The 22336-nt window shown below is 46.3% G+C and carries 9 protein-coding genes, 2 pseudogenes and 1 CRISPR repeat array; of the genes and pseudogenes, 1 reads left to right on the top strand and 10 read right to left on the bottom strand.

The features are described from left to right. Positions 1 to 93, top strand: a pseudogene (locus tag ACFW2W_RS01795) (IS5/IS1182 family transposase); the annotation flags it as partial. A gap of 49 nt (positions 94 to 142) precedes the next feature. Beyond that, positions 143 to 11391: direct repeats of the CRISPR family, unit length 36 nt; unit sequence GTGCTCAACGCCTATTGGCATCAAAGATTAGGAACT. Positions 11392 to 11649: 258 nt separating this feature from the next. On the opposite strand, the gene cas2 reads toward ACFW2W_RS01795, so the two are convergent. The 10 genes and pseudogenes from cas2 to crtE all read right to left on the bottom strand — a co-directional run bounded on the left by cas2 (position 11650) and on the right by crtE (position 22241). Then, the gene (gene cas2 / locus ACFW2W_RS01790) at positions 11650 to 11943 is read right to left on the bottom strand and encodes a CRISPR-associated endonuclease Cas2 (RefSeq protein ID WP_378172518.1); all 294 of its coding nucleotides are present in this window, start codon (positions 11941 to 11943) and stop codon (positions 11650 to 11652) included. A gap of 9 nt (positions 11944 to 11952) precedes the next feature. Next, positions 11953 to 13614, bottom strand: coding sequence for a type I-MYXAN CRISPR-associated endonuclease Cas1 (gene cas1 / locus ACFW2W_RS01785; RefSeq protein WP_378172515.1), 1662 nt, complete (start codon positions 13612 to 13614; stop codon positions 11953 to 11955). 210 nt (positions 13615 to 13824) lie between these two features. After that, positions 13825 to 14460 carry a type I-MYXAN CRISPR-associated protein Cas5/Cmx5/DevS gene (gene cas5 / locus ACFW2W_RS01780; RefSeq protein ID WP_378172513.1) on the bottom strand — a complete coding sequence of 212 codons (636 nt, stop codon included), beginning with the start codon at positions 14458 to 14460 and terminating at the stop codon, positions 13825 to 13827. Continuing rightward, positions 14457 to 15383: a type I-B CRISPR-associated protein Cas7/Cst2/DevR gene (gene cas7i / locus ACFW2W_RS01775; RefSeq protein WP_378172510.1), complete on the bottom strand. Its 927-nt coding sequence runs from the start codon at positions 15381 to 15383 to the stop codon at positions 14457 to 14459. Before cas7i ends, cas5 begins: the two co-directional genes overlap by 4 nt. A 44-nt stretch (positions 15384 to 15427) precedes the next feature. Next, positions 15428 to 17023: a type I-MYXAN CRISPR-associated Cas8a1/Cmx1 gene (gene cas8a1, locus ACFW2W_RS01770; protein WP_378172507.1), complete on the bottom strand. Its 1596-nt coding sequence runs from the start codon at positions 17021 to 17023 to the stop codon at positions 15428 to 15430. Next, entirely contained in the window at positions 17011 to 19407 is a 2397-nt protein-coding gene (gene cas3 / locus ACFW2W_RS01765; protein WP_378172505.1) for a CRISPR-associated helicase Cas3', read from the bottom strand. Before cas3 ends, cas8a1 begins: the two co-directional genes overlap by 13 nt. Then, the gene (cas6, locus tag ACFW2W_RS01760) at positions 19408 to 20067 is read right to left on the bottom strand and encodes a type I-MYXAN CRISPR-associated protein Cas6/Cmx6 (protein ID WP_378172502.1); all 660 of its coding nucleotides are present in this window, start codon (positions 20065 to 20067) and stop codon (positions 19408 to 19410) included. A gap of 341 nt (positions 20068 to 20408) precedes the next feature. Then, positions 20409 to 20693 (bottom strand): annotated as a pseudogene (locus ACFW2W_RS01755) (helix-turn-helix transcriptional regulator); the annotation flags it as partial. A 58-nt stretch (positions 20694 to 20751) separates the two neighbouring features. After that, on the bottom strand, positions 20752 to 21207 hold the full coding sequence (locus ACFW2W_RS01750; RefSeq protein ID WP_378172499.1) for a divergent PAP2 family protein: 456 nt from the start codon (positions 21205 to 21207) through the stop codon (positions 20752 to 20754). Positions 21208 to 21311: 104 nt separating this feature from the next. Further along, positions 21312 to 22241, bottom strand: a complete 930-nt coding sequence (crtE, locus tag ACFW2W_RS01745; protein WP_378172497.1) for a geranylgeranyl diphosphate synthase CrtE — start codon at positions 22239 to 22241, stop codon at positions 21312 to 21314. Between the last annotated feature and the right edge of the window lie 95 nt (positions 22242 to 22336).

Below are 22336 nucleotides of genomic sequence, written 5' to 3'. Positions count from 1 at the left end.
CGTTTAAGTAAGGATTATGAACGACTACCCGAAACTTCAGAAACATTCATCTATGTTGCCATGATTCGGATCATGATTCGACGGCTTGCATAATTTTTAGCTCTCTCTGACTTTTAAAACATCCTCTTAGCTTTGGTTTAGAGTGCTCAACGCCTATTGGCATCAAAGATTAGGAACTTGCACATTACGATTAGATTTTATCGCCTCTATGCAGTGCTCAACGCCTATTGGCATCAAAGATTAGGAACTGGGGTAAAGCGAGATCGCGCTCATCCTTTATCTAGTGCTCAACGCCTATTGGCATCAAAGATTAGGAACTAAACCACATCATTAGCACTTGGAAAGATATGATTGTGCTCAACGCCTATTGGCATCAAAGATTAGGAACTGATTACAGTTGTTTCTTTGTAATTTAATTCTTCAAAGTGCTCAACGCCTATTGGCATCAAAGATTAGGAACTTTTAGTGCTAAAGATTTCCTTTGGTCTTTCAATTGGAAGTGCTCAACGCCTATTGGCATCAAAGATTAGGAACTACAAAAAAGAATGAGTAACCCTGTAGGTACTATTTGTGCTCAACGCCTATTGGCATCAAAGATTAGGAACTCTCCGAGCTGGGAGATACAATCCTTGCAACGCAGGTAGTGCTCAACGCCTATTGGCATCAAAGATTAGGAACTCCGCCGCTGGCGGTGCGGGTGTAGCGGGTGGAAAGTGCTCAACGCCTATTGGCATCAAAGATTAGGAACTTTGCGAACAATGCCAGCTAACACAAATGCGGTCATATGTGCTCAACGCCTATTGGCATCAAAGATTAGGAACTCTCTTGTACCTTGTTCACGTAGTCCTTACCCCTAAGTCGTGCTCAACGCCTATTGGCATCAAAGATTAGGAACTGACGCTGTGCAAAGGGTCTGCCATAGGGGTTTATTGGTGCTCAACGCCTATTGGCATCAAAGATTAGGAACTTTTTGTAAGTTTGGATTACTACTGCTTAGCCTACCGTGCTCAACGCCTATTGGCATCAAAGATTAGGAACTTAAGAGTGTGGGGTAGAGAAAACGTAACCCTATTGGTGCTCAACGCCTATTGGCATCAAAGATTAGGAACTCTCCCTCCAGCGGCTTTTAGAAGGATTTTCTCGTTGTGCTCAACGCCTATTGGCATCAAAGATTAGGAACTTAGCTTCTCTACTGCCTAAGCTTTCTTCTAAAATCTCGTGCTCAACGCCTATTGGCATCAAAGATTAGGAACTTTCATAAGCGTATTCGTGAATTGTACCTAAGAGTAGTGCTCAACGCCTATTGGCATCAAAGATTAGGAACTATCGCACCCAGGAATCTCAAGCGATTGGGTTCTGTAGTGCTCAACGCCTATTGGCATCAAAGATTAGGAACTTAGTTATACTGTTGTATTGTTTTCCCAGGACACCGTGGTGCTCAACGCCTATTGGCATCAAAGATTAGGAACTGACTCGTTTAAGGATTTTTTCTCATCGTAAACCGTGTGCTCAACGCCTATTGGCATCAAAGATTAGGAACTTCCGGTGCTGCTCGGAACCGCTGGCGATTACGGATTGTGCTCAACGCCTATTGGCATCAAAGATTAGGAACTCGCCAACCGCCACACATATTCAGGCGTCCAGTGGTGTGCTCAACGCCTATTGGCATCAAAGATTAGGAACTGCAAAATAAGTAACTCTAACTTTGCTAATAAGTGCGTGCTCAACGCCTATTGGCATCAAAGATTAGGAACTACCGACAGGACGGCGGCCCCGGCAGATATGCCGCTGTGCTCAACGCCTATTGGCATCAAAGATTAGGAACTTTAAACAGCGGGCTGGCAAATTCTGCCAATAACGCTAGTGCTCAACGCCTATTGGCATCAAAGATTAGGAACTTTCGACTCGACGGGCTACCGCTTTTGACAGCAGTTCAGTGCTCAACGCCTATTGGCATCAAAGATTAGGAACTGCTTGCGACCGCCAGAAGCCCCAACGAGGCGGTATTGTGCTCAACGCCTATTGGCATCAAAGATTAGGAACTGGCAATATCTTCTCCTTCAATAAGGTGTGCGCTATGTGCTCAACGCCTATTGGCATCAAAGATTAGGAACTGGTTGGGGAGGTGCGTGAAAGTGACGAACTCCCTTGTGCTCAACGCCTATTGGCATCAAAGATTAGGAACTACTTTGAAGGTCATTGGGCGTTTCCTCTCTCTTACTGTGCTCAACGCCTATTGGCATCAAAGATTAGGAACTAACGATTGGTTAGTTAATCGTTCCCAGGTAAACCAAGTGCTCAACGCCTATTGGCATCAAAGATTAGGAACTTTCCTGATGTGGTCATCGAAGGCTCCGAAGCTGTTAGAGTGCTCAACGCCTATTGGCATCAAAGATTAGGAACTTTCCGTCTTCCCTGCACCGAGGAAGTTCACGAAGGAATAGGTGCTCAACGCCTATTGGCATCAAAGATTAGGAACTTTAAAAGCCTCTTCCTTTGCTGTAAACGCTTTCTCGTGCTCAACGCCTATTGGCATCAAAGATTAGGAACTAATAGGAGAAATTCTCGACCCTAATGCCCCAATAATGTGCTCAACGCCTATTGGCATCAAAGATTAGGAACTGATTTCCATCGCGTTCCCGGCAACGGTGGAAATGGGTGCTCAACGCCTATTGGCATCAAAGATTAGGAACTGATCTCTCGAATCGCTGCGAAGTCCAAGTTAGACGGGTGCTCAACGCCTATTGGCATCAAAGATTAGGAACTCTTTTAATATTTTGAGTATCTCTTTTAGAGTTTCATGTGCTCAACGCCTATTGGCATCAAAGATTAGGAACTGACCCCACTCTGCAAGATGGAGGGCGCTACCTAGAGTGCTCAACGCCTATTGGCATCAAAGATTAGGAACTTAGGGGCGGAGGCAATCGCGGATAACGGCATTGCGTGCTCAACGCCTATTGGCATCAAAGATTAGGAACTAACCCCTCCTATCTGGTAACGGTAGAGATTATATTGTGCTCAACGCCTATTGGCATCAAAGATTAGGAACTTTTTCGGGAAACCCCTGTCAAACATAAGTGTGGGTGTGCTCAACGCCTATTGGCATCAAAGATTAGGAACTCAGTCGCCATTCTTCCATCGCTTCCTGACTTCAATGTGCTCAACGCCTATTGGCATCAAAGATTAGGAACTCATAAATTTCTGCTACTGATGCAAATGTACGATTGTAGTGCTCAACGCCTATTGGCATCAAAGATTAGGAACTGACCGACATCGCGAACTATGAGGGCACCACGGTGGAAGAGGTGCTCAACGCCTATTGGCATCAAAGATTAGGAACTCGGAAACAGGAGCGCACATACTCACCATTCCCACTCGTGCTCAACGCCTATTGGCATCAAAGATTAGGAACTTTCTGGTAGTCCGTGTATCGAGATTGGCTGGGAGCGTGCTCAACGCCTATTGGCATCAAAGATTAGGAACTGTGAATTAGCCGGGTTAAAGCAGGTTTTAGCCGATGTGCTCAACGCCTATTGGCATCAAAGATTAGGAACTAATAAGGCGTCTGGAACTTCTCAGACTTATTCAGACGTGCTCAACGCCTATTGGCATCAAAGATTAGGAACTAGCACGGGTATTCAGTTCAGATAATCCACGCTGAGGGGTGCTCAACGCCTATTGGCATCAAAGATTAGGAACTCATCTAGTGTTAAATCTACATCGTGAATACCTTTAAGTGCTCAACGCCTATTGGCATCAAAGATTAGGAACTTGCAGCTACTCCTGAGAGAGTAGCGATCGCTGCACCCGTGCTCAACGCCTATTGGCATCAAAGATTAGGAACTCTTGCTGCATTTCAATCTTCCCTTCTTGTGTTTCGTGCTCAACGCCTATTGGCATCAAAGATTAGGAACTCACTTGCGGGAATGTATTTTCTTTTCTGATTCCCTGTGTGCTCAACGCCTATTGGCATCAAAGATTAGGAACTGTCCTCAAGGACAACCAAAAATAGCAGAACCAGTAGAGGTGCTCAACGCCTATTGGCATCAAAGATTAGGAACTTCAAGGCGAGAAGCGCCTTGACGACCAATACACTACGTGCTCAACGCCTATTGGCATCAAAGATTAGGAACTGACCGATCCGGCAATTCCTCCAGGGGAAAATTCCAAGTGCTCAACGCCTATTGGCATCAAAGATTAGGAACTATATCAAAAATACCAATGAGAAGTACAACACCTTGTGCTCAACGCCTATTGGCATCAAAGATTAGGAACTGCGATGCCCTAACTTGCATTGCGGCATAGTTTAGTTGTGCTCAACGCCTATTGGCATCAAAGATTAGGAACTGTTGAGCCAACGTTCGATATGCGGAATTTATAATGTGCTCAACGCCTATTGGCATCAAAGATTAGGAACTTTGTAGAGGTATGCCATGCCAGATGTTAACTGTTCTTGTGCTCAACGCCTATTGGCATCAAAGATTAGGAACTGCCATTCAATCCCCTGGAGATCCTTTTTCTGGCTCCAGTGCTCAACGCCTATTGGCATCAAAGATTAGGAACTTTCCTGGGTATGGCACTCAACGACCGGAGCTTATAGTGCTCAACGCCTATTGGCATCAAAGATTAGGAACTCAACACCTGGGATGTGCAGGCATCTCGCAGCATATGTGCTCAACGCCTATTGGCATCAAAGATTAGGAACTGGTCTACGGGTTGTCTACAATTTCTTTTGAGGCTGTGCTCAACGCCTATTGGCATCAAAGATTAGGAACTCATAAGCTGTCAAACTTGCTGTAGCGCCATATTCTAGTGCTCAACGCCTATTGGCATCAAAGATTAGGAACTCCACTGATAAAAATGCCCTCCCCATCACGCCGATGTGCTCAACGCCTATTGGCATCAAAGATTAGGAACTATAATCCGCTCTCGGTCGGGGTATCGGAGCGCGTAGTGCTCAACGCCTATTGGCATCAAAGATTAGGAACTGGCAAGATCCTGAAACTCGCATCCAGAACACCCACGCCGTGCTCAACGCCTATTGGCATCAAAGATTAGGAACTGCCGAAAATTTTAGGGGAAGACTCGCCGTTACCGAAAGTGCTCAACGCCTATTGGCATCAAAGATTAGGAACTCCGCATCAACTCCCGCTGGGCGCGGGGAAACACAATGTGCTCAACGCCTATTGGCATCAAAGATTAGGAACTTCTGCCCATCCCGTCACACGTTGGGCAGTTGATATGTGCTCAACGCCTATTGGCATCAAAGATTAGGAACTCACAAAGCCGCACGGCTTCATAGTAATCAACGCGATATGTGCTCAACGCCTATTGGCATCAAAGATTAGGAACTTATAACACAATGATTTACGCTTGCCCACTGTTTTATGTGCTCAACGCCTATTGGCATCAAAGATTAGGAACTTGGTCTTTCCTAGTCCTTGGTCATCGGCAATTAAAGTGCTCAACGCCTATTGGCATCAAAGATTAGGAACTCGTAGAACTGCCATACACCCCGGCCATTCTTTATCGTGCTCAACGCCTATTGGCATCAAAGATTAGGAACTTTCTCAGCGATCGCCTGTCGGATGAATTCCCGGTGTGCTCAACGCCTATTGGCATCAAAGATTAGGAACTTTCAACATTTAATTTATGCGCCAAGAGACTACAATGTGCTCAACGCCTATTGGCATCAAAGATTAGGAACTAATCGACCCAGCACAATTCCATTGGTATTATTTGAGTGCTCAACGCCTATTGGCATCAAAGATTAGGAACTTATCGAAAAATGGTCAGAGAATAATCCTTACCAATGTGCTCAACGCCTATTGGCATCAAAGATTAGGAACTCCGCCAGAAGTGGCAACAATATAAGCTGAATCATTGCCGTGCTCAACGCCTATTGGCATCAAAGATTAGGAACTGTCAACAATCTTGGTTACATCGTTGCATTCCTTAACGTGCTCAACGCCTATTGGCATCAAAGATTAGGAACTCGATTACAAAGAGGGCAAAGACAGGGGGGAAGATGAGTGCTCAACGCCTATTGGCATCAAAGATTAGGAACTCTGAGCGACTTGGTTTGTTTGGGTGGCGGTGAGTGAGTGCTCAACGCCTATTGGCATCAAAGATTAGGAACTGGCGGGCATTAGCAGGTAGATCATTTTCAGATCCCCGTGCTCAACGCCTATTGGCATCAAAGATTAGGAACTCTCCAGCCCACTCGCCGTGCCATACCTTCTGCTTTCTGTGCTCAACGCCTATTGGCATCAAAGATTAGGAACTTACTGTTCGCCGCCGTCACCGGGGTAAGTGCTGACAGTGCTCAACGCCTATTGGCATCAAAGATTAGGAACTTTCCCCAGAACTGTTGAGAGGGCGATCGCATTCCTGTGCTCAACGCCTATTGGCATCAAAGATTAGGAACTTCTGTGATGCAAATTGCTTGAGCGAGAAGCGCAAAGTGCTCAACGCCTATTGGCATCAAAGATTAGGAACTTTCACGAACAAAGAGAAAAACTCAAGTCTGAGAAACTGTGCTCAACGCCTATTGGCATCAAAGATTAGGAACTAACTGATATTGTTCTAGCCCTTCCTCAAGGGAGCGAATGTGCTCAACGCCTATTGGCATCAAAGATTAGGAACTTTTACTACCACCTGCACTGGAACAACAACCCCGCAAGGTGCTCAACGCCTATTGGCATCAAAGATTAGGAACTCGCAGGAAATTATGGCACATTACGGGATGACCGTTTGGTGCTCAACGCCTATTGGCATCAAAGATTAGGAACTCGGTTCGAGCGGGGCAAAAGGTCATGTTTGTGGTTGTGCTCAACGCCTATTGGCATCAAAGATTAGGAACTTATAAAGGATTCAATAATATGGCAACAATTTCCTGGGAGTGCTCAACGCCTATTGGCATCAAAGATTAGGAACTAACTGAAACATCAACATCAACAGACCCTTTGGAATGTGCTCAACGCCTATTGGCATCAAAGATTAGGAACTCCCTGGAGATCCTTCTTGCGGCTCCATTCCTTGAAATGTGCTCAACGCCTATTGGCATCAAAGATTAGGAACTCTACTGATAAGCAGTATGAGGAACAGCAGCAAGCCGGTGCTCAACGCCTATTGGCATCAAAGATTAGGAACTTTTTTGATAAACTCCGCTCTGGACTAAGGAAGGTTTGTGCTCAACGCCTATTGGCATCAAAGATTAGGAACTACTTGAATCCTGCTCATTTATTTGCTCTCTCTTTTGTGCTCAACGCCTATTGGCATCAAAGATTAGGAACTTTCCCGACGATATGCCCGGACAGAGTTTCTAAGTCTTGTGCTCAACGCCTATTGGCATCAAAGATTAGGAACTAGCCTAAGATGTTGTCAGAGACTTTGCGTAAGGTATAGTGCTCAACGCCTATTGGCATCAAAGATTAGGAACTTTTGAAATCGTCAGCGTCCCGGCAACGCTTGATATCGTGCTCAACGCCTATTGGCATCAAAGATTAGGAACTAGTCGAAGAAGTTGAGCTGCATATATATAGATAAGCGTGCTCAACGCCTATTGGCATCAAAGATTAGGAACTTATTTATGAGCGAACGTGGGGCACCGCTCACCGACGTGCTCAACGCCTATTGGCATCAAAGATTAGGAACTATCGAATGGCAGTATCTGCCATTGAGGGGAATCTATGTGCTCAACGCCTATTGGCATCAAAGATTAGGAACTGAAAAATTGCCAGTCGTCCCCGACGAGAACCGAACCGTGCTCAACGCCTATTGGCATCAAAGATTAGGAACTCACCGACCGCTTCATTCTCATTCTGCGACACTCTCGTGCTCAACGCCTATTGGCATCAAAGATTAGGAACTTTTACCCAAGGTAACGTTACTCTAAATCGTCTCCTTGTGCTCAACGCCTATTGGCATCAAAGATTAGGAACTCTCGATATCTGCAAAGTGGGCGCGGTCGTATTTCTGTGCTCAACGCCTATTGGCATCAAAGATTAGGAACTGATCAGGCAGAGAGTTTGTTTTAGTATTGTAGAGTCGTGCTCAACGCCTATTGGCATCAAAGATTAGGAACTTCTATTAAAGACTTCATTATTTCATTATTATCGATGTGCTCAACGCCTATTGGCATCAAAGATTAGGAACTATCCGCCATTGGATGAATGTAAAGGGCGTCCGGAGAGTGCTCAACGCCTATTGGCATCAAAGATTAGGAACTTGCTGCGTTTGGGCTTGATGCCAAAGAAACTCAGGCAGTGCTCAACGCCTATTGGCATCAAAGATTAGGAACTCATCGGTGAGGATTGCTTGCTGCTCAATCTGTATCGTGCTCAACGCCTATTGGCATCAAAGATTAGGAACTTCTCCGGTTAGCGTGGGGTCAAGAACGCCAAAGTCCAGTGCTCAACGCCTATTGGCATCAAAGATTAGGAACTTCCAGTCCTAGCGAGTTCTCCCACGTTGGGATAATCTGTGCTCAACGCCTATTGGCATCAAAGATTAGGAACTCACTAGCTTTTATGGCTCTGTAGATAATTCTTCAAGTGTGCTCAACGCCTATTGGCATCAAAGATTAGGAACTTAGCAATTGGGGCAATAACCGCCACCACCCCAGAGATGTGCTCAACGCCTATTGGCATCAAAGATTAGGAACTATTGCGCCCATGCCGTCTTTTTTGACCATCTGGCTGTGCTCAACGCCTATTGGCATCAAAGATTAGGAACTTTCGGAAGATAAGCACCAGTTTCATCTTGTTTCGGTGGTGCTCAACGCCTATTGGCATCAAAGATTAGGAACTTGGTAGCGCCTGCATTCTTGACCACCACCCCAAAAAGTGCTCAACGCCTATTGGCATCAAAGATTAGGAACTGGGCGGGCGGGGCAGCTAGTTCTTTGCTGTTATTTGTGTGCTCAACGCCTATTGGCATCAAAGATTAGGAACTAGCAATTGGGGCAATAACCGCCACCACCCCAGAGATGTGCTCAACGCCTATTGGCATCAAAGATTAGGAACTCCGCTGCCCACGTTGCCAGCTTGTGTGCTGATACGTGCTCAACGCCTATTGGCATCAAAGATTAGGAACTCTTTATAGACTGCTGATTTCGGGACTTCGCCTCGTCGTGCTCAACGCCTATTGGCATCAAAGATTAGGAACTAACATTCCCAACACACCAAGAGCAATCAGTTTCGTTTTGTGCTCAACGCCTATTGGCATCAAAGATTAGGAACTGCCAGCGTCGCTCCAACTCTTCCACCGTGGTGCCCTGTGCTCAACGCCTATTGGCATCAAAGATTAGGAACTAATATAGTTGCTATCATGCGGAAGCCGCTTTGAAAGTGCTCAACGCCTATTGGCATCAAAGATTAGGAACTTTCCAAGAGACGGATTTTATGAATTTTTACTCGCGTGCTCAACGCCTATTGGCATCAAAGATTAGGAACTTTCTCGCTGCCTCTCTTGGATGGATTCAGGGGATAGAGTGCTCAACGCCTATTGGCATCAAAGATTAGGAACTGTTCTTTCCGGCCGTGCCCCCATTTGGATGTACGCCGTGCTCAACGCCTATTGGCATCAAAGATTAGGAACTCATAATTCGCGTTTTCGTTACGCAGAATTAAATATAGTGCTCAACGCCTATTGGCATCAAAGATTAGGAACTATGGCTGGAGAGGCACAAAAAGTCAGGGGAGGGAATGTGCTCAACGCCTATTGGCATCAAAGATTAGGAACTACTCCAGAATTAGTAGAGGAGGAAGTAGGATTATCGTGCTCAACGCCTATTGGCATCAAAGATTAGGAACTTCTCTGACAACAGTAAGGGGAGCGCGATAAATTCGTGCTCAACGCCTATTGGCATCAAAGATTAGGAACTTGCCAGGAAAGGCAACTGCTTGAGAAGAAAGCGGAGTGTGCTCAACGCCTATTGGCATCAAAGATTAGGAACTGACTGACTGGTTCGTGGTTTGGTGAGTGCCGGTGAGTGCTCAACGCCTATTGGCATCAAAGATTAGGAACTACTCTTGGATGGAGTCATAGCTGTGGTGCTGGGTAGTGCTCAACGCCTATTGGCATCAAAGATTAGGAACTTTCTGGGGAATTAGGGGGAAGTGATGGGATATGAGTGCTCAACGCCTATTGGCATCAAAGATTAGGAACTTATTTTGCTGCCAGAAGCAATGCTAAATCAGCTTTGTGCTCAACGCCTATTGGCATCAAAGATTAGGAACTCTTTTGCCGCTGCCGCTGATTCCTCGTATCAGGTAGTGCTCAACGCCTATTGGCATCAAAGATTAGGAACTGATCGAGAAACTTGTTGTGTGGAGCGCGATGCTGCTCAAGTGCTCAACGCCTATTGGCATCAAAGATTAGGAACTTGAATCTCGCACCGCTGTAGACCTGGCACCGAATACAGTGCTCAACGCCTATTGGCATCAAAGATTAGGAACTCATGGGACGGAAGCACATACACCGTGCCTCAAGATGGGTGCTCAACGCCTATTGGCATCAAAGATTAGGAACTTATTGGCATTAAAGATGCTGAGGGGAATCCCTTAAAGTGCTCAACGCCTATTGGCATCAAAGATTAGGAACTATTTGCAGGTAATACCACCACTCCAGTATTAGCTGGTGCTCAACGCCTATTGGCATCAAAGATTAGGAACTTCTCCTACCAAGGCTTTTTTCGCGCCGATAACAGGTGCTCAACGCCTATTGGCATCAAAGATTAGGAACTCAGTAGCAGCCAGGAGTTATCCTCTGGGTCAAATAGGTGCTCAACGCCTATTGGCATCAAAGATTAGGAACTATCCACATCAGCATTATTCACCACGCGGTTAGCGACGTGCTCAACGCCTATTGGCATCAAAGATTAGGAACTGTTTGCTGGAACGGCTACAACTGCGAAATTGTGAAGCGTGCTCAACGCCTATTGGCATCAAAGATTAGGAACTCTTTGGCTAAAAAAGAATAGTAAACTCCACTCAAAAAGTGCTCAACGCCTATTGGCATCAAAGATTAGGAACTTGTAATTGAATCGTCAATTGTTCAAGCCATTGAGGTGCTCAACGCCTATTGGCATCAAAGATTAGGAACTGCTTAACCAATTCATCAACCCAATGGTTTGTATATAGTGCTCAACGCCTATTGGCATCAAAGATTAGGAACTACTTTAAACAATTGTGGATGGGGCAAATTTAGCGGTGCTCAACGCCTATTGGCATCAAAGATTAGGAACTTGTAGAAGTCTCAGGGGTGGCAACAGCTTAATGATGTGCTCAACGCCTATTGGCATCAAAGATTAGGAACTCTTGAATTCATCAAGCGCAAAGCTCACAGCAGCATGTGCTCAACGCCTATTGGCATCAAAGATTAGGAACTGGCGATGCTTGAAGCCCTTGTAATATAGGCGTTCTCGTACAAGTTTACAAGCATCTATTTCCGGGGTCAACAAAACCGCTAAATTTTGAGCCAATGTTCAAAGACGGAGGTATTCCTGTTCCACAAACCTTATTTCCGTAAGGCGTTGACCATTTGGCAAGCACTTCGGGTAATTCTAAAAACGCGCAATTACAGTTCTGCTAAAGGTTTCCAGCTCAAACTTGCCTAAAGATGGCTTGACAATCACAGGTGCTTGCATCAGACAATCAAACATACCTGCTCTTCCACAGGCCATGCACCCTGACGGTTATACAAGGGCATTCCTTGCACACAGCGATCGCACAGACGTAGTAATAGTAAACTATCTTCTGTTACTAATACTTTCTCCAACTCCCAGCGCAATTTTTCGCGATCGCGTTGACTTAACCAACAGCGGAAGATCGAGTATTGAATGCGTTGACCGTAGCCTTGTAGCAGTTTATAAGCCTTACGCCAGCGCTTAGGGCAGCGGATGTCGTAGCAGATCAAATACCAATTTTTGGCTTCTGCCATTGTCCCACCTCACCGTACTACTAACCGACCAAACAAGCCACCTTCCCCCATCCATTCTTTTTCCAGGAGGCGAACTTCCAACTCTAATAAACGACGATAGGTGAGGGAATAGCCAGTGGCAGGATGTTTCCAACTTTCCTCCTTGCGGTGTTCGTACAGGCTAATCAGCTGGCGTCGCCCTGCTTCAGTTAACCACACCTGCGCTCCTCGAACTTCAAAGTCTGCGCGTACATCCCATTGTCCCCGGTTAATCGATGCCATAACTGTCATGTCTACCAGCGGCACTCGGAAAATTTCCATTAAATCTAGTGCTAGGGGTGAAGCTTGAGAGCGAGGCTGATGGTAAAAGCCCAGGGCAGGTTCTAACCCCACTGTTAAAATGGCGTTCATTACGTCTTTGATTAGTAAGGCATAACCAAAGCTCAAAAGGGTATTGAATCGATCTAGAGGTGGGCGACGATTACGACCACTAAAATGCAACTCTTTTGGGACTGCCTCTGAAATCAGATTGGGCAAGGCACCAAAGTACAAAGCCGCTAGGTTTCCTTCTAATCCCAGTAAGGACTCTAAGGATTTGGCTAGAGGAACTTGCTTGAGGACGAGTTGCATTTGAGCGATCGCTTGCTGCAACGCTTGCGGAACTTCTTTCATCCCCCTAGTCCCTCGCATCAAGAACTTGCGCTGTCCTTGTCCGCGACAAGTTACCAGTTTCCGCGCTAGTTTCAAGCAGGTATCGGGATTGCTTAAAGCAGCATACTGACGGATGCGGCGCTGGATACTACCTTGCCTTGTGTCAAAGCTACCTATATAGCGTCCTCCTCCTGAAATGAGATGCACTCCAATCTCGGAACCAGCACAAAAGTGTAATGCTTGGGTAGAAATTTGAGCGAAGCTGTGAAGAACAATCTGTCCTACCTGCCGAGCTGGGTAAGTTTCAATCGGCTGATTACGGCGGTTGATTTTGATTTGTTCCCCCGTTCGACCAACAGAGCTTCCGGGTTCCAAAACGTGAATCACCAAGCGTTCGTCATCTTGGGGAAACAGGCGAATGGGTTTCCACTCTCGGTCGTGAGCCAATCGCGCCTCTTCTGGCAAACATACGGGAGCGAGAGAGCAACTGGCGCACAAGCGCTCGTTGTCTGCTACTGGAGGACGGTGAGTAGACTGCCTAAGTTCTCGTGCTTGTTGAATCGCGGCTCGAACATCTGCACGTCCTGAGTCATCTAATGGCACATGAACCAGGACATTATCAGCGTGGTAGCGAATTCGACCTTCTTTGACGGTGATGCTTAGAGTGGATTCAAGCAGGCAAGCGTACGCGAGGATTTGTAAGCGATCGCTCTCCCAAGCTTGAGGTTGCTTGTTCTCATTTCGATAGCAGCGTCCTCGCTTGTGTTCGTAAGGGATGACTTGACCGTCGCGAGTGCGTAATGCATCCATGCGACCGCGCAACCCCAATTCCTCACTTTCGAGGAACAGTTCTTCCCACTCTTCATCCTCCTGTTTTTCAATTTCAACGTGCAATCTGCGTCCCGCAAAAACGGCTGCATCCTGCGTGTAAAGTTCTTCGACTTCTTCCAAATAGAAAAGACGGGGACAGTAGGCGAGGGCGTGAAGGGCAGAAACGCGAATAGTATTTTGTAACAGCGTCGGATATTTTAGAGTTGGCATAGCTAAGAATGCCTCAAAGCTCAATTGTTAAGCACCGAACGGCATCTGAGGTTTGTAGATCGGCAGATGTGAACTTTTGAATTTTAAAAGCACTTTAAACTTCAACACCGAGGGCAATCAAAGGGAGTTTCACAACTGCTGCAAATGTATCGAGGGAATCCTTAATACTGTGCTGTGTTAAACGCCAAAAGGCATCAAAGGACAGCAAGCTCAAGATGTTTGAATTTCAGTCCAAGCTGAATCAGGAGGTTGCCGCTGGTCGGATACATCTTGTAAGGAGTACCGCAGCCATCGAGTGTTTTGTGAGCCTACGTGGTCAACCCAATATGGCAAGGTTAACGAACCATTTTCATCCTGAAGCAACCAACGTAGTGCTTCACCATGATAGGTTTTAGGTAAAAGAGTGACAGCATTTACTAAGTCTCGACTTTCACCCAAACATAGCCCTCCAAAGCGTTCGATAGATTCAGGATGGGTCAATGCGATTTGTAGCCTTTCCTGAAGCGTCGGCTTTGCAGCATCAGTCCCTGCATTGACCCAAAGAATGAATTGGATATCGGTCAGCAACTGCTGATAGTCTGGTCGAGCGTTGCTAGGGTCGCTAATTTCCTTCTTCTTGAAACGACGAAATGTGCGAATAATGGTGGACTGAGTAGGTTCGGATAGCATTGCGATCGCTAACTTTGTCCCACAATGTTTGTACCGATCCATCTCACCAATTATCGAGAGCAGCATCCCATAAACTGTTGAGGGTGGAGGCACAAGATACGTTTCGGCATATTCGCGAGCGCGGGATTGACGAAAGCAGGCGATTGGAACCTCTACCTGAAGTGTAATCGTCGTCATTTTGTCAACTCCATCTGAGGTAATTGCAAATCTTTAGCAATTCTCTGCTTCAAAATCTCTACAGCAGTCTTGATGCCAGAGAGAACATTAACCCCAAGTTCCTCAAGCTGTTCGCCGTCTGGGGTATTAGCGATCGCTCCAGCAACCCATAATTCTTTTGGATTAATATCTTCTGCCTCAACTCGACGAATTAATTCAGGAACCAAGATTTCTTGCTCGTCATTTTCTTCAAAGCAATAGAGCAATCTTGGCGAAAAGTCATGAGTCCAACGCAGCACAAGGCTATCTGGAGAAAAGTCGTATAGGAATCGAGAATGATTGCCTGCTACCCCTCCTAAAGCCGTCAAGCCATCCAAAACAGCGATTGTTCGAGATTTGTCTTTAAGGCGATCGGGCGTGAGGGCAAAGCCATATTGATAACGGGTTGCATGAACTTCCGTTCCATAAAGCGATGTGCGAACCTTTTGACCACTAGCGGCGTTGAAGGTGATATCTCCTGCATAGGGTGTTGTGGAAACAGCACGGGTGACTTCCAACACTCCACGTTTGGCAGTTGTCGTACCCTTCGCCGCCGTCTTCTTGCCTTTAGGCTTAGCTTCATCAGAGGCTTCCACTTTTGCTCCCTCTGCCTTCATAAATCCCAACACATCGTCATCAATGTAGAGATCATCATCAAAGCTTGGGTTCTGCCAAGTGTTGTCATTTTTATCATCGTTCCATTGCCGATTCACAGCGTATTCACCACCGCAAGTCTGCCAGTAGTATCGCAATGCCCATCGAATTGCCTCGGCTGAAACAGTGGTGTGAACCTCGCCTTTCCAAAGAATTTTTTGCAGAGTCGTAATATTCCCCTCGTTCTCACCCCGATTGTTTGCAGAAGTTCCATAGCCAGTCAAAACATTGCCAAACAAATGTAGAGTCATCGTGTCTTTCCTGCGATCGCTAGTTATTTACTGTGTATCAAAACCTAGTCATCCCATCCCAATACAGAAGCCTGCTCTTGAGGTGGTTCCTGGTCAAAAGCCTGCTCTTGAGGTGGTTCCTGGTCAATATCATCCTCGGCACTCTCTTCACCCAAAAGCTGACGCATTACTACCTTGCCGGGGTAGCTGGCGAGTGCTAGCAAGGCTAAATCCCGTGATTTCTTCCACTGGTTCTCTTGTATTACAAATTGCATCAACTCTTGCCAATGGTCTTTTAGTGTAGGAAGCTTGCCAGCACGAGACCAGAAGTCTGCAATAAATTCACGAAACGATGCAGCATTTTTGCAGCGTCCCAAGCTAGTCCGAATCCGAACCGTCACTTTGTCAAAGTTGGGTTCTTCCCCCTGCTTTGTCTTAGCAGCAGTTTGGCCATAGGTGTAATACAAAGCTTCATGACAAGTTCGCACAAACTGTTTTTCGCGTTCATCTGTTTGCACTTTTTGCATCACTTTATAGAGTCCTCCTCGTTCATAAGCTAATCGTTGAAAGAGTTCATTACTATTCACTTTGTCTGCAATTCCTGTATACCAAGGTTGCGATCGCCTCAAATTTTCAGTAATTAATTCCCTAGCAAAACTACTAGCGATAAACGCCCCTTCCTTGCTTTTCACAGGCTTATCCCTTAGAAAATCTCGACAAACCTGGTAGTTATGACAGACTGTTGCATTCGCTTCTACGACGTATAAATCTGTGCGAGTTTTCTGTTGCGTTGCCCATGCAACCGTACCCAGCGTCAATACCTGACAACGAGGTACAGGAAAGGTATTGGCTAGTCTTACAGTGGTTTCATAGGTGAGAAACCGTAACCCTGCATCTCCTAAACCACAGGCATAGAAGTCTTGATAGGCAGCATTGCGGAGATTAGTGTTTTGCCGATACTTTGCGTACTGCTGTAAATCAAGAATTTCTGGAACAACTAGCGCATATTGGGCGCGTTTATCCCGTAGACGCGATCGCAAGGTGTAGTAGTAGCAGGCGACGGGTGCAAAGAGCAATACCAATGCATTTTCAGGAGTTTCCTCAAAGCTCGTGTTTGCGCTGAACGCTACATGGCGAACGACAGCACCAGGATTTAGCCACCCGGCAACACTTATAGGTTTTCTCAAGAAGTTGCCTTGATCATCACAGAGATTACTAGCAAAATCTTGATAGACATAACTCCTCAGTTTTTTGTAAGACACCTGCGTTTGAACTGCATCTTCACCTTCAAACTGAAATGATTGGGTAGTCACTCCATCCGCTTTATGGGTGCTGTTATGTTGCAGGAAAGTTCCTAAAATTCCCTGGTGAACGATCGCCTGAGCATCTACCCGCATTGATCGCGAGTCTAGTCCTCTAAGTGAAATTAAGCCCTCGTTCAGTTGAAACGACTCGTGCAGCAGCCATGCTAATGATTTCTGGTCTTGCCCCTCCCACCGCAACACAACTTGTCGGGGATTACTTAGATCCCATTGCATTCCTTCAACTGGGGTAATTTTCTCTTGCTCCAGTTGTTTGAGGGTCATGTACAACCCAGCCAAACCCGCCCGATGAAGCAGCGTATAAGCAGGATCGCCCAAACGAAACACTAGCTCTTGCATGGCTCAGCCCCCGTTTCCTCGCAATAAGTAATCTCTTCGGGTGGGGCTATCGGGTAGAATCGGCAGCGTCGCCATTCCCGCAGACTTTTAGGAATACGAATTGGCACTGTCCATCCCTGTGCTTCTCGCATGAATGACTTATCTTCACGCTGATTAGCCGCTTCCCCAATTGCTCCTAAATCTTGTTGAAGCAGCACCGTAACGGTGCCACCCGCTTGACGGAGTGCATCAGGATAGGTACACCAGTTGTCATCTAGCCAACGGGAATGAACCTCTTGTTCTACACGGGAAGTAAGATGCACTAAGATAGCAGCTAAATCAGCCTGAGAAACTGCTGCTCTTCCCGACAATTGTTGGATCAGTGCCTCTCCCGTTGAGAATTCCTCTGATGAGTAAGGATGTTGATCGTTCCGATAAATCAGTGCGAGGCGTGTTCCTTCCTCCTTACAAGTCATTCGCCGATTTAAACGTCCTAAGCGTTGAATTAAGGCAGCAGCAGGGGCGATCGCACAAACGAGTAAATCTGCGCTCAAATCCAGCGACATCTCACAAACTTGGGTAGTCACAGCAAACACAGCCTCTTCACTGGCAAACGCCTTAACGACTGCCTGGTGTTTTTTCAGGCGATCGCGGTAACGATACCGACTGTGATAAATCAGTGGTTGAATATCAGGAAACTGCTTTGTAAATCTGGATTTAGCTGCCCGATAGAGGTTAATGCAACTCGGCACCGAATTTGTTACCCAAAGTATTTTTTGTCCTTGGTTGAGAGCCTCCATCACAGGCTCCCAGAGTTCCGGGGCATCCTCAGGCGTTGTTGCTTCTGGTATCCATTGAATTTGATATCGCGGCAGTTCTTCTAACTCTTTTGGACCTTCGATTGGTTCATCCAATTCCTCACCTAGTTCTGCCATCACCTCTCGAATTTTTTGCAATTGCTCTCTTGTGAAACTGGCACTCATGAGTAGAATCTTTGCCCCTTGAAAGGTTTTGAGGAATTTGAGCAATGCCCCAAAGAGGCGGTGGTCATAAGAGTGAACCTCGTCGAAGACAAAAGTAGCATTAGCGATCGCTGCCCAGGCATATAAGGGCTTGCGGTTGTTCTGAATCAGACCCAACACAGTATCAACTGTGCAAACAATCAACTTCTTACGCCATGCTTGAAACGCTACCAGTCGAGAATCTGTCCCCTCTGGATCGTCCTCTTCTGAACCATCCGAGTCACCAGAGAACAGTAACTCGCGATCAAGGTCTGCACGGGAATGCATTAAGTCAGCTTCGATTTGAGTCCCATTTACATAGTCAATAAATCCTTGAGATGCAGTGCCCGTTGTCGGGTAGCAGAAAAATAGTCGTCGTCCCTCAGCATTTAACTTCGCCCACTCATACGCTCCTACGGTCTTACCAGTGCCGCAACCAGCTTTTACCAGCGTGACTCGCTTTTGAGATGCTGCCATATCTTGCTGAAATGGACGTAGTGGTTTACCATCCAACTTTTGATCGACTAGCGTTTGCAACTCTGTTTGAGTCAAGGCAAGATGCAAAACCTCTCGCATCCAATCTTTAAAATCTTCCTCAGCTTGAGGTAGAGCAGATCCTGCCAAGTCTGCTGCAATCACCGTTGCCTTAACTGCTGCTGCAAACTTTTTCTGCTCCCAATTCAACCCGTTTTCTAGCTCAACAAACTTATCCCTTAGAACAGTTAAGGCTTTGCAGAGTTCATCTTTTGACCACTTTTCAGGAGGTAGGTCTGGAAGTTGCTTCGGCAGCCCTAGAGACTGGCTGCCCATACTCAACACACTCCGAAAATCTGAATGATGGGTGTAGATGATTAGTTCATCCCCTGTACTGTATGGAATCAGCGCAATCTCCCCAGAAGGCTGCTTGTTCGGACCAACGCCAATTTTGAGATGATGTCCCATTGCTGCCCAAACAGCGATAATCAAATCTGAGTTTGGGGATTGTCTTAGCCATTTCCGAAAAGTAGGAACATAAAGCGCCAGAATGCCGCTAATGACTTCGTGACGCAACATTTGACGATCAAAATGTTCATGAGAGGAGTTGAGGATTTGCTTACGCCAAGCAGCCAGCGTTGGGTCTGACGGATCGATCGTCTTGAGATATACCATTTCCTGAAAGTGCTGGTTTGCCTTGCCCCAATCATGCAGGTAGGCTCCCAAACGCACAGTGTTAGCAAAATGCTCAAACTGAATTGTTTTATCCAAGCCCAGTTGTTGAAGAATTCGTAAGCCTAGCTCTTCAACCAACACATCTGCTGCTTGCATCACACAGCTAATATGTCCGGTATATTTAGCGGCTCCTCTTGCACGGTCGTTTATAGCTTCATCAGGAGAAAGGGATTTAGCCAGCAAGGTCTTAAACACTTAGACCCCCTTAATAGGCAAGAAAAATCCGCAGCCCATGTGCCGTTTTCCTCCAATTCCCGATTGCTGCAATTTGATCGAGTCTTCATCGTTCAAACCTGAAACTTCAGTTGTAAAGCCCACAACGGTGAAGCGCTGGATCTTAATAGTTTTACGAGAAGGAAATCCTTCTCTATCGACAGGAATAGAAACCTCTCCAGAAATCCCTAACTTTGTTATTTGGCGCTTGGCTGCCTCTAAAAACGCCTCTGGTTGGGTGTAGTCTTTGCCCTTGATCGTGACAATCCTAGCTCGTAGCCTTTCTGATGGACGCAATGTGTAAACTTTGGGGATGCCAATCTGAATCTCGTGCTTCCCAATGCTGATTCGCTTTCCTGCTAATCGGTAAACCAAAGGAATTTTGGAAATCGGAACTCGAATTCTTAAGCAAGATTGCTCTGTAAGGAGAATCTTGCCCTGCTTATCAGCAAAACCAGGAATTGTCAGGACACCGATTTCAGGATGCAGCCTTATCTCTGGAATGAAATGTACCAGAGCTGCATAGAGACCATAACCGTGATCGGCAGGAAGTGTCTTGCCTTGAACCGAAAAACTTAGATCGACAAACGGTTCGAGACCGTTAACTGCATCCTGTGATGCAGTCCCTACAGATGCAATCACTATAAAACTCCTTCAAAGCTCAAATGTGATGCGGATCTCAAATGCTTAAAACCTTTGCGGCTTCTGAGGTAATACGAGGCACGATTACACCATTAATTTCAATGCCTCGCTCTTTTCTAGCTTGGTGGATTACCTTTGATAATTAAAACATCTGAATAAAAGATAGCTTTTAAAGCTGCGGGTGTCAATTAATATGCTCAACGCCTAGTGGCATCAAAGGTTTAGAGCTAACTAGGTTATGTTGAGCCTAGCTGCTCAGCCTTACTTCTATTTTTTCTACCTTAGAAAATTAAAAGTTCTCAACACCTGATGGAATCTGAGGCTAACAGTCAACATAACACGGAGTAGACTGAACCCGCGTATGTCTCTAGCATTCTGGCTGGCAATATCAGGGCAAACAGCTCTGCCTTACTTAAGGAAGTACTCGGCAAACGCCATTCTGGATCGGTGTAGTGATGACCTTGGCGTCGGTTGAACTCCAAGGGGACATTGAAGCTTGCGCGATCGCGCAAGAACGCCAAGTCACTGCGAATTGTCCGTTCGCTGACTTCTAATGCTTCAGCAAGATTCCCAGTTGTTGGTCGTTGTCCGCTTCGCAACAACGAATCAATCTGCAAGCAGTCTATTAATTCAGTAGTCCGCGGTCTGTTGTTTCTTTCTTGTCAATTAACTAATGACCAATGATTAATACGCTGGTCCTGCTAAGCAGGAGACAGCGATGCCGAGTGCTGAACCCACAATTACTTGAAACGGCGTATGTCCCAGTAACTCCTTGAGACGGTCTTCGTTAAACTTGTGATGTTCTTGAAATAGCTCATCAATGATTTGGTTCAGGATGCGAGCTTGCTTACCAGCAGCCTGACGGACGCCAGCGGCATCGTACATGACGATAACGGCAAAAATGGTGGCGAGTGCAAATTCAATACTGTCCCATCCCACCGTTTGTCCAATGCCGGTTGCCAGCGCTGTTACCAATGCTGAATGAGCGCTTGGCATCCCGCCAGTGGTGACTAAGACGCGCACATTCACCTTGCCATGTTGGGCTAAGTCGATGATCAGCTTGGATGCTTGAGCGATTAAACAAGCTAAGGTCGCAACCAATAGCACATGGTTTTCTAGGATGTTGGCAAAGTCCTGCATTTTGTTTTGCGTTGGGTAAAAGCGAGCAGCATGGTCTGTATGAGCGTTAAGGAGTGAGGGGTCGAGAATTCAGGATGAAACAAACGGATCATCCTGCTGATTTTCTAGTGAGTGCGAGTAGTAATGAAATCTGCGATCGCTATCAGGGGATTGGCTTTTTCTCCAAAGGTTGCCAATTCTCCTTTGGCAGCGTCAATCAGTTGCCGAGCCTTCGATGAAGATTCCTCAAGTCCCCAAAGTCGCGGGTAAGTTGCCTTTTGTGCTTGGATATCTTTCCCGGCAGTTTTACCCAACTCCTCCTGAGTCGCCGTGATATCCAAAATGTCATCCACAATCTGAAACGCCAACCCAATATTTTGGGCATAGCGAGACATCCGGTGCAAGTTTTCCGATTCGGCTCCCGCTAAAATCGCGCCGCAGACCACACAAGCTTCTAAAAGCGCACCTGTTTTGTGGGTATGAATGAAATTGAGCGTTTCTTCCTGAATATCCGGCTTTCCTTCAGATTCCAAATCAACGACTTGACCGCCCACCAATCCGGCAGCGCCAACCGCTTTGGCTAACTGAGCAATCACCTGCAACACTCGCGCTGCCGGGACATTCTGGGTATTTGAGGCAATGAACTCAAAGGCGTATGCCAATAGACCATCCCCAGCCAGAATAGCAATATCTTCACCATAAACCTTATGGTTGGTCAATTTGCCCCGCCGGTAGTCGTCGTTATCCATCGCCGGTAAGTCATCGTGAATCAATGACATGGTATGAACCATCTCCAGGGCGCAGGCAGTTGGCATCGCCATTTCTAGGGTGCCTCCAGCCAGTTCGCAGCTGGCAAGGCAAAGAATGGGACGCAGGCGCTTGCCTCCAGCCAAAAGCGAGTAGCGCATCGCCTCATAAATCTTCTCTGGATACGTGAGTGGGAGGGAACTATCCAGAGCTGCTTCTACCAGAGCCTGTTGTTGAGTCAGGTAGGTTGAAAGGTCAAAGGTCGCCGATTCACCTTTGGGGGCATGAAGGTCATCTGTCGCTAACATCCCGTGATTCCTTGTAGCACAGTCGTTTCCGTAACAATTTTACGGGGCTTTGGGTCACAAAAAGTGATGAGTTATGAGTTATGAGTGTTGAGTTA

Source organism: Coleofasciculus sp. H7-2, assembly GCF_042747725.1.
In the GTDB taxonomy this organism is placed as follows: domain Bacteria; phylum Cyanobacteriota; class Cyanobacteriia; order Cyanobacteriales; family FACHB-T130; genus FACHB-T130.
This window is presented reverse-complemented; position numbering and strand designations above follow the sequence as displayed.